Origin of the sequence: Streptomyces sp. NPDC050732 (genome assembly GCF_040654255.1) — a bacterium.
Taxonomy (GTDB): Bacteria; Actinomycetota; Actinomycetes; order Streptomycetales; family Streptomycetaceae; genus Streptomyces.
The window spans coordinates 398,475-411,836 of the sequence record NZ_JBFAHP010000001.1 but is presented as its reverse complement, the minus strand read 5'-3'; the positions used below and the strand labels follow the sequence as shown (position 1 = coordinate 411,836).

The 13,362-nt window shown below is 70.8% G+C and carries 8 protein-coding genes; 5 read left to right on the top strand and 3 right to left on the bottom strand.

Features of this window, described 5'->3' with window-relative positions; all coding sequences use genetic code 11:
• Positions 1-88 precede the first annotated feature (88 nt).
• Positions 89-1,513, top strand: coding sequence for an amino acid permease (locus AB0H82_RS01800; RefSeq protein ID WP_362987638.1), 1,425 nt, complete (start codon positions 89-91; stop codon positions 1,511-1,513).
• Positions 1,514-1,720: 207 nt separating this feature from the next.
• Positions 1,721-2,371 (top strand): superoxide dismutase, encoded by a 651-nt coding sequence (locus tag AB0H82_RS01795; protein ID WP_362339562.1) that lies wholly within the window; start codon positions 1,721-1,723, stop codon positions 2,369-2,371.
• 178 nt (positions 2,372-2,549) lie between these two features.
• On the opposite strand, the gene AB0H82_RS01790 is transcribed toward AB0H82_RS01795, so the two are convergent.
• Entirely contained in the window at positions 2,550-3,191 is a 642-nt protein-coding gene (locus tag AB0H82_RS01790; RefSeq protein ID WP_362987636.1) for a DsbA family protein, read from the bottom strand.
• A 186-nt stretch (positions 3,192-3,377) separates the two neighbouring features.
• Between AB0H82_RS01790 and pepN the strand changes: the two genes are divergently transcribed.
• On the top strand, positions 3,378-5,954 hold the full coding sequence (gene pepN / locus AB0H82_RS01785; protein ID WP_362987634.1) for an aminopeptidase N: 2,577 nt from the start codon (positions 3,378-3,380) through the stop codon (positions 5,952-5,954).
• Positions 5,955-6,153: 199 nt separating this feature from the next.
• A complete protein-coding gene (locus AB0H82_RS01780) occupies positions 6,154-7,221 on the top strand; it encodes a hypothetical protein (RefSeq protein WP_362987633.1) in 1,068 nt (355 codons plus the stop codon).
• A 21-nt stretch (positions 7,222-7,242) separates the two neighbouring features.
• Here the strand turns inward: AB0H82_RS01780 and AB0H82_RS01775 are convergent, their stop codons facing one another.
• Positions 7,243-9,042, bottom strand: coding sequence for a TIGR03767 family metallophosphoesterase (locus tag AB0H82_RS01775; RefSeq protein ID WP_362987632.1), 1,800 nt, complete (start codon positions 9,040-9,042; stop codon positions 7,243-7,245).
• A gap of 220 nt (positions 9,043-9,262) precedes the next feature.
• On the bottom strand, positions 9,263-9,736 hold the full coding sequence (locus tag AB0H82_RS01770; protein WP_362987630.1) for an NUDIX hydrolase: 474 nt from the start codon (positions 9,734-9,736) through the stop codon (positions 9,263-9,265).
• A gap of 306 nt (positions 9,737-10,042) precedes the next feature.
• Between AB0H82_RS01770 and AB0H82_RS01765 the strand changes: the two genes are divergently transcribed.
• Positions 10,043-13,342, top strand: coding sequence for a S8 family serine peptidase (locus AB0H82_RS01765; RefSeq protein WP_362987628.1), 3,300 nt, complete (start codon positions 10,043-10,045; stop codon positions 13,340-13,342).
• Positions 13,343-13,362 lie beyond the last annotated feature (20 nt).

Below are 13,362 nucleotides of genomic sequence, written 5' to 3'. Positions count from 1 at the left end.
AGCGGTCAAGTGTTCCCTGTCAGCGGTACCGGACTTCAGACTGTGGGCCGCTCGCTCCCCCGTCTCGGCTACTGAACAGGGCACGCCCATGTCTCGGACGTCCACCCAGCAGGACGCAGCACCCGAAGAGGTCCCCAAGGCCGACTCGCCGCTCGTGCACGGCCTCAAGCAGCGGCATCTTTCCATGATCGCCCTCGGCGGCGTGATCGGGGCCGGTCTCTTCGTGGGGTCCGGGGCGGGCATCGCCGCGGCCGGCCCCTCGATCGTCCTCGCCTACGCGCTGTCCGGTGCGCTCGTCATGCTGGTGATGCGCATGCTGGGCGAGATGTCGGCCGCGAACCCGGCGTCGGGCTCCTTCTCGGTCCACGCCGAGCGGGCCATCGGTCCGTGGGCGGGCTTCACCGCGGGCTGGGGCTTCTGGTTCCTGCTCTGTGTCGCCGTCGGCCTGGAGGGCATCGGCGCCGCGAAGATCATGGTGGGCTGGTTCCCCGACAGCCCGGAGTGGGCGTGGGTCGCCCTCTTCATGCTGGTGTTCTGCGGCGCGAACCTGACGGCCGTGAAGAACTTCGGCGAGTTCGAGTTCTGGTTCGCCGCCCTCAAGGTCGGCGCCATCACGCTCTTCCTCGGCATCGGCGCCCTCGCGATCCTCGGCATCCTGCCCGGCTCGGACGCCCCGGCGCCCGGCCTGGAGAACCTCAGCGGCGAGGGCGGGTTCATGCCGAACGGCACGGACGGCCTGATCATCGGCCTCCTCGCCTCCGTCTTCGCGTACGGCGGCCTGGAGACCGTCACGATCGCCGCCGCCGAGTCCGAGAACCCGGTCAGGAGCGTCGCCAAGGCCGTCCGCACGGCGATGTGGCGCATCGCCGTCTTCTACGTCGGCTCGATGCTCGTCGTCGTCACGCTGCTGCCGTGGGACAACAAGGAAGTCGTCGCCAAGGGCCCCTACGTCGCCACGCTCGACCACCTCGGCATCCCCGGCGCCGGCGAGATCATGAACGTCATCGTCCTGATCGCCCTGCTCTCCGCGATGAACGCCAACATCTACGGCGCCTCGCGCATGTCGTACTCCCTGATCGAGCGCGGCCAGGGCCCGAAGGTGCTCGGCCGCGTCTACAGCGGCGTGCCGCGCCTGGCCGTCCTCGCCTCCTCGGTCTTCGGCTTCGTCTGCGTGCTGCTCAGCTACTGGCGCCCCGACGACGTCTTCCCCTGGCTGCTCAACATGATCGGCGCGATGATCCTGGTCGTCTGGATCTTCATCGCCGTCTCGCAGCTGATCCTGCGCCGCAGGACGGAGCGCGAGGCCCCGGAGACGCTGGTCGTGAAGATGTGGGGTTTCCCGTTCCTCACGTGGGTGGCGCTGGCCGCCATGGCGTACGTCTTCTACCTGATGACCGACCAGCCGGACACGCGCAAACAGCTGCTCGCCACGGGCGCGCTGACGCTGGGGCTCGCCGTGATCGGGTTCGTGCGCCAGAAGATGGCGGAGAAGCGGGCGGCAGCCGCCGCCTGACAACTTCCCAGGAAAGCCCCGGACCTCGCGGTCCGGGGCTTTTTTCGTGCGCTCGGCCGTTCGGGGTACCGCGCCGCGGACCTAGGACGAAGGGCTGATCAACTTCCCGGGGTTCCTGCTGCTAGCCTGCAGTTGCGAGACAGTTGCAATAACTTGAGCGACATAACAGCGCACCACAGCAGAGCAGCAGTCGGAGGGCTCGGACTCATGGCCATTTACACGCTTCCTGAACTTCCGTACGACTACGCGGCGCTCGAACCCGTCATCAACCCGCAGATCATCGAGCTGCACCACGACAAGCACCACGCGGCGTACGTGAAGGGCGCGAACGACACCCTTGAGCAGCTGGAGGAGGCTCGCGACAAGGAGACGTGGGGCGCCATCAACGGCCTGGAGAAGAACCTGGCCTTCCACCTCTCCGGTCACATCCTGCACAGCATTTACTGGCACAACATGAACAGCCCGAAGGACGGTGGCGGCGGCGAGCCGCTGGCCGCCGACGGTGTCGGTGACCTCGCGGACGCGATCACCGAGTCCTTCGGCTCCTTCGCCAAGTTCAAGGCCCAGCTGACCAAGGCATCGGCGACGACGCAGGGCTCCGGCTGGGGCGTGCTCGCCTACGAGCCGCTCAGCGGCCGCCTCATCGTCGAGCAGGTCTACGACCACCAGGGCAACGTCGGCCAGGGCTCCACGCCGATCCTGGTCTTCGACGCCTGGGAGCACGCCTTCTACCTGCAGTACAAGAACCAGAAGGTCGACTTCATCGAGGCCATGTGGCAGGTCGTCAACTGGCAGGACGTGGCGAAGCGTTACGCCGCAGCCAAGGAGCGGGTCAACAGCCTGCTGCTGGCCCCGTGAAAGACAGGCTCTGAGCCAGGGCTGTCGTCCGCTCCCCCGGTGACAGCCCGTGCAGGTCCTGCCTCGTGATCGTCTTCTCAACCTTCACCGAGGCAGGTGAATGAAGGAAAGGCCCCCGTGAGGACGTGACTCACGGGGGCCTTTCGGTATGCCGGGGTGGTGCGGGCGCGGCTGTGGGTCAGTCGAAGATCGGGCCCTGGGTGCGGGTCCGCTTGATCTCGTAGAAGCCCGGCGTCGACGCCACGAGCAGCGTGCCGTCCCAGAGCTTCGCCGCGGCCTCGCCCTTGGGGGCCGGGGTGACGACGGGGCCGAAGAAGGCGACCTGGCCGCCGTCGGCGCCGGGGACGGCGATGACGGGCGTGCCGACCTCCTGGCCGACCTTGTCGATGCCCTCCTTGTGGGAGGCGCGCAGCTCCGTGTCGTACGCGTCCGAGTCCATGTACTCGACGAGGTCGGCAGGCAGGCCGACGTCCTCAAGGGCGCCGACGACGGCCTCGCGCGTGGGGCCCTCGCCGCGGTTGTGGAAGCGGGTGCCGAGCGCGGTGTAGAGCTTGCCGGTGATCTCGTCGCCGTGCTTCTGCTGGGCCGCGACGACCACGCGGACGGGACCCCACGCCTGCGTCGCCAGCATCTCGCGGTACTCCTCGGGCAGCTCGTCGAGCTTGTCCTCGTTCAGGACGGCGAGGCTCATCACGTGCCAGCGGACCTCCACGTCGCGGACCTTCTCGACCTCAAGCATCCAGCGCGACGTCATCCACGCCCAGGGGCACAGCGGGTCGAACCAGAAGTCGACGGGGGTCTTGCTGCCGTTCTCGGACATGTCTCTCCCTAGGGAATCCGTTCGCATCTGGCCGGGGAAACGTCAGTGGCGCACCGGGGCATTCCCGGATGTCGGCCGCAGACGGCACATGCGAGGATCGTAGACATTCGTACGAGCCACGCGAGTCATGCGAGTCGTGCCGATCATGCGAGTCACAGCCATGCGAGTCACAAGGGAGTGCCGCCCGTGCCCGGTGAGAATCTGTCCCGCGACGAGGCCCGCGAGAGGGCCGCGCTGCTCTCCGTCGAGGGTTACGAGGTCTTCCTCGACCTGCGGTCGGCGGTCGGCGAGAGCGGTCAGGAGCCGCGCACGTTCCGCTCGGTCACCACGATCCGGTTCCGCAGCGCCGAGCCGGGCGCCGCGACCTTCGCCGACCTGATCGCGCCGAGCGTCACGGCCCTCTCGCTCAACGGCAAGGACCTGGACCCCTCCGAGGTCTTCGACGGCACCAGGATCACCCTGGAGGACCTCGCCGAGGAGAACGAACTGGTGGTGGACGCCCAGTGCGCCTACAGCCGCACCGGTGAGGGCATGCACCGCTTCGTCGACCCGGAGGACGGCGAGGTCTATCTCTATACGCAGTACGAGCCCGCGGACTCCCGCCGCGTCTTCGCCAACTTCGAGCAGCCCGACCTGAAGGCGCCCTACCGCTTCTCGGTGCAGGCCCCCGAGGGCTGGACCGCGTGGTCCAACGGCGTGGGCGAACTGTCCGACGGGGTGTGGCGGTTCGCCGAGACGAAGCCGATCTCGACGTACATCACGGCGGTCGTCGCGGGCCCCTATCACTACGTCACGGATTCGTACTCCCGCGTCCTGGCCGACGGCACGCGCCTGGAGATCCCGCTCGGCGCGATGTGCCGCAAGGGCCTCGCCCCGCACTTCGACGCCGACGACGTCTTCCTGGTCACCAAGCAGGGCCTGGACTTCTTCCACGACAACTTCGACTACCCGTACCCCTTCGGGAAGTACGACCAGGCGTTCGTGCCGGAGTACAACCTCGGCGCGATGGAGAACCCGGGCATGGTGACCTTCCGCGAGGAGTTCATCTTCCGCGGCAAGGTGACCCAGGCGTCGTACGAGCGCCGGGCCAACGTCATCCTCCACGAGATGGCCCACATGTGGTTCGGCGACCTCGTCACCATGCGCTGGTGGGACGACCTGTGGCTCAAGGAGTCCTTCGCCGACTTCATGGGCTCCTTCTCGATGGTGGAGGCGACCCGCTTCACCAACGGCTGGATCACCTTCGCCAACAACCGCAAGGCCTGGGCCTACCGCGCCGACCAGCTGCCCTCCACCCACCCGGTCACGGCCGACATCCGCGACCTGGAGGACGCCAAGCTCAACTTCGACGGGATCACCTACGCGAAGGGCGCCTCGGTCCTCAAGCAGCTCGTGGCGTACGCGGGCCGTGACGCGTTCCTGGAGGGCGCCCGCCGCTACTTCAAGCGCCACGCGTACGGCAACACGGTCCTCGGCGACCTGCTCTCGGTCCTGGAGGAGACGTCCGGGCGCGACATGGGTTCCTGGGCGCGGTCCTGGCTCCAGACGGCCGGCGTCAACGCCCTGACCCCCCAGGTCATCCTGAACGCGGAGGGCCGGATCACCGAGCTCTCCGTCCTCCAGGAGGCCGCGGAGTCCCATCCGGAACTGCGCCCGCACCGCGTGGCCGTGGGCCTCTACCGGAGGACGCCGGACGGCGACCTGGAGCGGTACGCCCGCGCGGAGACCGACGTCGACGGGCCGCGCACCGTCGTGGCCGAGCTGGCCGGGGAGGCCGCCCCCGAGCTCGTCCTGGTCAACGACGACGACCTGACGTACTGCAAGATCCGCTTCGACGAGAACTCCCTCGCCACGCTGCGGGAGCACCTCGGCGACCTCACCGACCCGCTGGCCCGCGCCCTGTGCTGGTCGGCGCTGTGGAACCTCACGCGGGACGGACTGATGCCCGCGCGCGACTTCATCGGTCTCGTGCTCCGCTTCGCCGGGCAGGAGAGCGACATCGGCGTGCTGCAGATGCTCCACGCCTGGATGCGGTCCGCCCTCACGCACTACGCCGCGCCCGAGTGGCGCGAGGAGGGCGGCCGGGCACTCGCCGAGGGCGCGCTGCGGGAGCTGCGGATCGCGGCGCCGGGCAGCCAGCACCAGCTGACGTGGGCGCGGTTCTTCGCCGCGGTGGCGTCGTCGGCCGCCGACCTGCAGCTCCTGGAGGGGCTGTTGGCGGGCACCGCGAAGATCGACGGTCTGGACGTCGACCAGGAGCTGCGCTGGGCGTTCCTGAACCCGCTGGCCGCGCACGGCGTCGCCGACGAGGAGGTCCTCGCCGCCGAGCTGGCCAGGGACGACACGGCCTCCGGCAAGCGGCACCAGGTGCGGTGCCTGGCCGCGCGGCCCTCGGCGGCGGTCAAGGCGCAGGCGTGGGCCTCCGTGGTGGAGTCCGACGCGCTGTCCAACGCGCTGGTCGAGGCGACCATCTCGGGGTTCACCCAGCCGTCGCAGCGCGAGCTCACCGCGCCGTACGCGCCGAAGTACTTCGCCGCCGTCGAGCGGGTGTGGGCGGAGCGGTCCATCCAGATCGGCATGGACGTGGTGAAGGGCCTCTTCCCCCATCTGCAGGGGGACGCGGCGACGCTCGCGGCGGCGGACGAGTGGCTCGCCGCCCACGAGGGGGCCGCGCCGGCCCTGCGCCGTCTGGTCCTGGAGGCGCGCGACGACCTGGCCCGCTCGCTGCGGGCACAGGCGTGCGACGCGGGGGCCGCGGCCTAGATCACTTGGAGCGGTGCGGCCGCCCCACGGTGTTCCGGGGACACCGTGGGGCGGCCGCGGGCGCGCAGGTCAGGGCTCTGGTCGGCGCCGGCACTCATCGGTTGTCGAACGCCCGTGCTTTAGGGCGAGCTTGTCCGGGTTTGTCGACGGGCTTGTAACAGCGGTTAGCGGGGCGACCGGGCGAGGGAACGACCGGGTCATGAACCACAACACCCCGCTCTCCCCCCTCTCCCTCCCCCTCCCGCTCAGGCACCTCGCCGATGCCCGGCCCCGCGTCATGAGCACCGCCCAGCTCGGCGCGCACGGCGTCTCCGCGGCGGACGCCGGTGCCCACTGCCGGCCCGGCGGCCCCTGGCAGCAGCTGCTGCCGGGCGTCTGCCTGCTGCACCCGGGACCGCCGACCAGCGAGGAGCGGCTGCACGGCGCGCTGCTGTACGCGGGGCGGCCGCCGGTCCGGCAGGCCGGGGCCGTGCCCGCCCAGCCCCGCGCGGGCGAGCCGCACGCCCCGTACGCGGACGCGATGATCACGGGACTCGCCGCGCTCGCCCTGCACCGCTTCTCGTCCGCTCCCCCGCTGCTCTCCCTGGACCGCATCGATGTCCTGGTGCCCCGCACCCGGCGCCTGCGTTCGGTGGGCTTCGCCCGGCTCGTGCGCACCCCGGCGATGCCGACTCCGCAGCAGGTCACGGGAGTTCCGGTCGCTCCGGTGCCGCGTGCCGTCGCCGATGCCGTGGCGCGGCTCTCCGAGGCGGGCGCGGTGCGCCGGCTGCTCACCGAGGCGGTGCGCGGCGGCCACTGCGAACCGGCGGCCGTGGTCCGGGAGTTGAACCTCGCCCGGCTGCTGAACCGGCCGCATGTGGTGGACGCCGTCGACTCGCTGCTCGCCGAGGGGCGGGCCATCGCCGAGGACCGGCTGTACCGGATGGTCGACGAGCACGGGCTGCCCGCCCCGCTGTGGAACGTCGACCTGCGCATGCCCGGCGGCCCGCTGCTCGGCGGTGTCGACGCGTACTGGCCCGACCAGGCCGTGGCGGTGGAGCTGGACACGCGGGCGCCCCGCCAGGGCCTCCGGCAGGACGACGACGCGCTCTGGTCCGAGTACGTCCGCAAGCGCGAGCACCTGGAGCGGCTGGGCATCACCGTCGTCCACATCACCCCGAGGAAGCTCAGGGACGCGCTGGAGCAGCAGGCCACCGTGGTGCGGACGGCGCTCATGGCGGCGACCGACCGGGAACCGGCGGCGTATGTGGTGGTGCTGCCCAGGTAGGGGCGGCGCTCGGGGGCCGGATCAGCCCTTCCGCAGCACGAGTTCGGTGTTCTTGTCATCGTTTCCGCCGCCCAGGGCGGGCTTCGCGCCGGGGGCGTTGAAGGAGAGTTCGCGGTAGAGCGCGGCCAGGCCGGTCTGTGAGAGGTCGGCGAAGTCGGTGCGGTGCGGGGCGGCGGATTCGATGAGCGTGGTGAGGACGGAGACCGTGCCGTCGTGGTTGTCGGTGATCTCCACCACCCGCGCGAGCTGCGGGAAGTCGATGTGCGATGCGGTGGAGACCTCCCAGAAGGAGCCGTGCGGGGTGCGGTGCGGGGTGATCCTGTTCTTGTGGCTGTGGCCGTTGACCCAGGCGAGGACGGAGCGGTACCGGCCGAGCAGCGAGACGACCTCGTCGCCGCCGTGCCGGGCCTCGCCGGGGCGCGCCGGGTCGTGGCGGAGGTTGCGCATGGTCCTGCTGGTGTGATGGCTGAATACGACGACGTACGACGGGCCGCCGTCGCGCTGCTCGTTGGCCTTGAGTTCGCGTTCCAGCCAGCGGAGCTGGGCGGTGCCGAGGGAGCCTTCGTAGTGGCCGCCGGGGTCGGTGGTGTCGAGGCTGATGCCGAGCACGTCGTCGCTGATGCGGAAGGAGTAGTACTGGGTGGCGGTGGCGAGGTTCCGCTGGGTGTAGCCGTGGCCGTGGGGGCCGGGGCCGGTGTGCGCGGGGTCGAGGTGGGCCTGGAGGTACTCGGCGGGGGTGAAGGGCGCCCGGGCGGGGTCCGGCGTGATGGACCGCATCCGCCGCTTCTCGCTCCGCAGGAGCTCCTTGAACTGCGCGCCCTTGGGGTCGCGGCCCTTCTTGACCGCCTTCCACAGGGCGGCTCCGCGCGACTCGTCCAGGGACATCAGCTTCTTGCCCCCGACGGCGAACTCGGTGAAGTACGAGTCCTTGGGCGCCCAGCAGCCGCCGGGGAGGGCGTCGTGGTTGCCGACCGTGGAGTACCAGGGCAGGCCGAGGCCGGGGCTGTTGACCTCGCGGATCGCGGCGTCGAGGAAGCCGTGCAGGTGCGGGAAGCCGAGCCGTTTGTCGGCGTCGCGCAGGGCGTCGTCCGGGTGCCAGTACAGCTTGAGGCTGCTGGCCTGCACTCCTTCGTACCGGCGCGGGTCGCCCGTGTTGGGGGTGATGCGGCCGCCGTTCATCACCTTGAGGAACCAGTCGAGTTCGGCCCGGGAGTTGTTGTCGGTGTTGTCGCCGGTCGTCACGACGCAGTGCAGGGGCGCGCCGGTGGCGGGCGCGCCGCGCAGCGCGTTGACGCGTTCGACGAGGGCGACGGCGCCCGCCACGGACAGGGACTCGTGGGGCCGCCAGGCGCTCGCGGTCTGCGCGCGCAAGTACTCGTACCGCAGCGGGTGTTGCACGTCGACGAGGTGCAGGTCGGTGAATTGCACGAAGGCGGCGAGCGGGGTCCGCCGCCCCTCCCGGCCGTCCTCGGCCGCCGCGAGGTCGCCGCGGACGACGCGCGGCCAGGCGGGCCCGTCGCCGAGCCGCCGGTAGCCGGTGGTGCCGTGCGGGGCGGCGACGGTGAGCAGGGTGGTGCCGTTCTCGTACGGCATGAGGGGTGCGGCGGGCGCGGGGCGGGAGCGCGGGACGGTGGCGTGACCCGCGGGTGAGGCGTTCCCGGAACCGGCGCCGGGACCGAGGGCGTAGCCGACGCCCGCGGAGAGGGTGACCGCTCCGGTGGCGGCGAGGAACGCGCGGCGGTCGAGCCGGGCGGCGGCACCGGCCGCGGCGGTGGCGGTTGCGGCGGCTGTTGCGGTGGCGACAGAGCGTATGCGCGGCATGCGCGGTCTCCCCGAGTGCGAACGCGTCGGCAGTGGTCGCGGTCGTCCCGGCCTGACTGCGGCCTGCGAACTCCCGCTCGTACTGGATCGTTGGCATCGGGAATGGCCTGTGCGTGAACGAGACGGCAACGGGCAGCGCCGATCACCGTACGTGGATCAGTCGGTACCCTACGCGGTCATCCACCCCTCCCCGACCGGAGAGGAGGCGGTCACTCCGCGTTCACCTCGCGGGGAAGGGAGGGCCCGCGGCGCGGCCGTGTCCGTCGGCCGGGCGGCCGCGCCACAGCTCCAGGCCGATGTCGACGAGCCCGACGCGGTCGAGGTCCGGCACGGCGCCGAGGGGGTGCCAGGCCGCGAGGTCGGTGGACCCGTCGGTCTCGTGGCGCAGTGCGCCGCCGGTGACGCGCCCCTCGTACACGATCCGCAGTCCGTGGAAGTCGGCGACGGCGCCGAGCCTGCGCGGGTAGCGGCGGCGCAGCGAGTCGATGCCGAGGAGCGCGACGGGCTCGACGACGTAGCCGGTCTCCTCGTCGGCCTCGCGGATCACGGTGTCGTAGGGGTCCTCTCCGTGGTCCATGCCGCCGCCGGGCAGCGTCCAGCGTTTGCTGCCGTCGCCCGCCACCCAGCGGGCCAGCAACACCTGCCCGTCGCGTACGCATACGGCGTAGGCCGCCACCCGGAGTTCTTTCTGCACGGGGTCGACGCTAGGCGGTTCTCCCGTTGCCCGTCGTTCATCTGCGAGTTCGCCGTGGCTCGTCATGCCGTCCCCCGTGTCTCCGCCACGGGTGCGGTCGCTCCGCCATGTCCCCCTATAGCCGCCCATGTCCTCGATGGCGCATGGCGGAATTGCGTCACGCCCTGATCACAGCTCGGACAACTCTCCCCAAACAGCTGTCACTTGCGTAAGGCTGAGCGGTCATCCGGCCCCGCATTCCGGAACTCCTCGGAAACCGGGGGCCGGGTCGACCCTCCTTCCCGACCTTCACGCACAGGGATGCCGATGCCCAGATCCAGTTCCAGCGCGAGACCCAAGGCCTCAAGAGACTCGGTGCGCCTCGCGATAGCCGTCGGTCTCACCGCCGCGCTCTGCGCGACCGGAGCCGCGCCCCTCGCCTTCGCGGCGGACGAGATACCCGTCCCCGCCCCCAAGTCCGCGGGCGGCAAGCTCGGTCCTGCCGACGCCGACCTGCTCGCCGACGCCAAGGCGGAGGGCGAGAAGACCGTCACCATGATGGTCGCCACCGCGCCCGGCGCCACCGAGCAGGTCGCCGGCCGGCTCGACGCCGTCAAGGGCGGCTCGGTCGGCCGCACCTACGACAAGCTCGGCTATGTCCGCGCGACCGTGCCGACCGGCAAGGCCGACGCGGCGATCAAGTCGGCCGCGAAGCTGTCGTCGGTGCACGCCATCGATCTGCGCCACGAGATCGAGCTGGACGACCCGACCCCGGCCGCCGACCGCGCCAAGGGCGCGAAGCCCGGCGCGCGGGGCACGTACCCGGGCCCGGACAGGAACACCCCGGCGGACAACCCGTACAACCCGGCCGCCGAGACGGGCGCCGTCGACTTCGTGAAGAAGAACCCGAAGGCGGACGGCCGCGGCATCACCATCGGCATCCTCGACTCCGGCGTCGACCTCGGCCACCCGGCGCTGAAGAAGACCACCACCGGCGAGCGCAAGATCACCGACTGGGTGACGGCGACCGACCCGATCGTGGACGCGGACGGCACCTGGCGCCGCATGACCAACCCGGTCAGCGGCCCCACCTTCACCTGGGACAGCGAGACGTGGCAGGCCCCGGCGGGCTCCTTCCAGGTCAACCGCTTCCGCGAGTCGGCCACCACGGGCGGCGACGCCAAGGGCGACATCAACCGCGACGGCGACACCACCGACAGCTGGGGCATGCTCTACGACCCGGCCGCGGGCACCGTGCGCGTCGACCTGAACAACAACAAGGACTTCACCGACGACGAGGTGATGAAGCCGTACAAGGACGGCCACCAGGTCGCCTACTTCGGCAAGGACGACCCGGCGACCGACGTCGTCGAGCGCGTCCCGTTCGTCGTCGAGATCCGCAAGGACGTGCCCACCGACCCGTACGGCGGCGACTGGGTCGGCAAGAAGGCCGACTTCGTCAACATCGGCGTCATCGAGTCGGAGCACGGCACGCACGTCGCGGGCATCACCGCGGCCAACGGCCTGTTCGGCGGCAGGATGAACGGCGCGGCGCCCGGCGCCAAGCTGGTCTCCTCGCGCGCCTGCACCTGGACCGGCGGCTGCACCAACGTCGCGCTGACCGAGGGCATGATCGACCTCGTCACCGAGCGCGGCGTCGACATCGTCAACATGTCGATCGGCGGCCTGCCCGCCCTCAACGACGGCAACAACGCGCGCGCCGAGCTCTACACGCGCCTCATCGACACCTACGGCGTGCAGCTGGTGATCTCCGCGGGCAACTCGGGCCCCGGCGCCAACACCATCGGCGACCCCAGCCTCGCCGACAAGGTCATCTCGGTCGGCGCCGCCATCTCCAAGGAGACCTGGGCCGCCAACTACGGCTCCCAGGTGGAGCGTCCGTACGCGATGATGCCGTTCTCCTCGCGCGGCCCGCGTGAGGACGGCGGCTTCGCGCCGGTCATCTCGGCGCCCGGCTCGGCCATCAACACCACCCAGACCTGGCTGCCGGGCTCCCCGGTCGCCGAGGCGGGCTACAAGCTCCCGGCCGGCTACTCCATGCTGCAGGGCACCTCGATGGCGTCCCCGCAGGCCGCGGGCGCCTCGGCGCTGCTGCTCTCCGCCGCGAAGCGGGAGAAGGTCGACCTCACCCCGGCGAAGCTGCGCACCGCGCTGACCTCGACCGCGGACCGCATCCGCGGCGAGCAGGCGTACGCCCAGGGCACCGGCCGCATCAACGTGGTCGACGCCTGGAACGCCATCGAGGACGACGCGAAGGCCCACACGTACACCGTGAAGGCCCCGGTCGACACCGCCCTTGAGCAGGAGCTCAAGAAGCCCGGCACCGGCATCTACGACCGCGAGGGCGGCCTGAAGGCCGGCCAGAAGCGGACGTACGACGTCACGATCACCCGCACCTCGGGCCCGGACCGCGGCGTCCGCCACGAGCTGGACCTCGTCAACAACCACGAGAAGACGTTCCGCCTGCTCGGCGACGGCGACGTCACGCTGCCGCTGAACAAGCCGGTCACCGTCAAGGTCCAGGCGAAGGCCAAGTCCGCCGGGCTGCACAGCGCGATCCTCACCGTCGACGACGAGCGCTCCGAGGGCATCGACCAGCAGATCATGTCGACGGTCGTCGTCTCGGCGCCGCTCGCCAAGCCGTCGTTCACCTTCTCCGCCGAGGACTCGGTGCAGCGCAGCGCCCCGAAGTCCTACTTCGTGACGGTCCCCAAGGGCGCCAAGTCCCTTGAGGTGTCGCTCAGCGGTCTGAAGGACAAGAGCCAGACCCGCTTCATAGCGATCCACCCGTACGGCGTCCCGGTCGACTCCACCTCGTCGATCGTCTGCTACCCGAACTACGAGAACCCGGCCAACACCTGCCGCCCGGACCTGCGTTCGTACGCGGAGCCGCAGGCCGGTGTCTGGGAGATCGAGGTCGAGTCGCGCCGCACGTCGCCGCTGCTCGACAACCCGTACAAGCTGAACGTCGCCGCGCTCGGTGTCGACTTCGACCCGGCCGTGCAGACGCTCCCGGAGGCGAAGGTCGGCACGCCCGCGCCCGTCTCCTGGAAGGCCACGAACAACTTCGCGGCCGTCGACGGCAAGCTGAAGGGCGGCGCGCTCGGCTCCGCCAAGTCGGCGCGGCCCGCCATCAAGCAGAACGAGACGCAGACCACCGAGGTCGTCGTGCCCGCGGGCGCGGAACGTCTCGACGTCGCCATCGGCTCCCCCGCGGACGTCGCCGCCGACCTGGACCTCGCCGTGAAGAAGGACGGCCAGGTCGTGGGCTCCTCGGCGGAGGGCGACTCGGAGGAAAGCGTCAGCCTGAAGAAGCCGGCCGCCGGCACGTACACGATCGAGGTGACGGGCTACTCGGTGCCGTCCGGCTCGACCGCGTACGACTACCGGGACGTCTTCTTCTCGGACGCGCTCGGCCAGGTGACCGTCGATGAGTCGAAGACGGTCAAGCTCGGCAACGGTGAGTCGGCGCAGGTCGAGGCCAAGGTCGACGCGAAGGCCCCGGCCGCCGCGGGCCGTGAGCTGTTCGGCGAGGTGTCCCTGCTCAACGCGGGCGGCACGGTCGCGGGCAGCGGCAGCGTGAAGGTCGAGAAGGTCACGCCGTAACGGTGTCGCAGTGAACAAGC

Excerpts from the sequence above, each read along its gene's own strand:
- AB0H82_RS01795 (WP_362339562.1), top strand. The coding sequence starts at position 1,721 with ATGGCCATTTACACGCTTCCTGAACTTCCGTACGACTACGCGGCGCTC.
- AB0H82_RS01765 (WP_362987628.1), top strand. The coding sequence starts at position 10,043 with ATGCCCAGATCCAGTTCCAGCGCGAGACCCAAGGCCTCAAGAGACTCG.
- AB0H82_RS01790 (WP_362987636.1), bottom strand. The coding sequence starts at position 3,191 with ATGTCCGAGAACGGCAGCAAGACCCCCGTCGACTTCTGGTTCGACCCG.
- AB0H82_RS01780 (WP_362987633.1), top strand. The coding sequence starts at position 6,154 with ATGAACCACAACACCCCGCTCTCCCCCCTCTCCCTCCCCCTCCCGCTC.
- AB0H82_RS01800 (WP_362987638.1), top strand. The coding sequence starts at position 89 with ATGTCTCGGACGTCCACCCAGCAGGACGCAGCACCCGAAGAGGTCCCC.
- AB0H82_RS01775 (WP_362987632.1), bottom strand. The coding sequence starts at position 9,042 with ATGCCGCGCATACGCTCTGTCGCCACCGCAACAGCCGCCGCAACCGCC.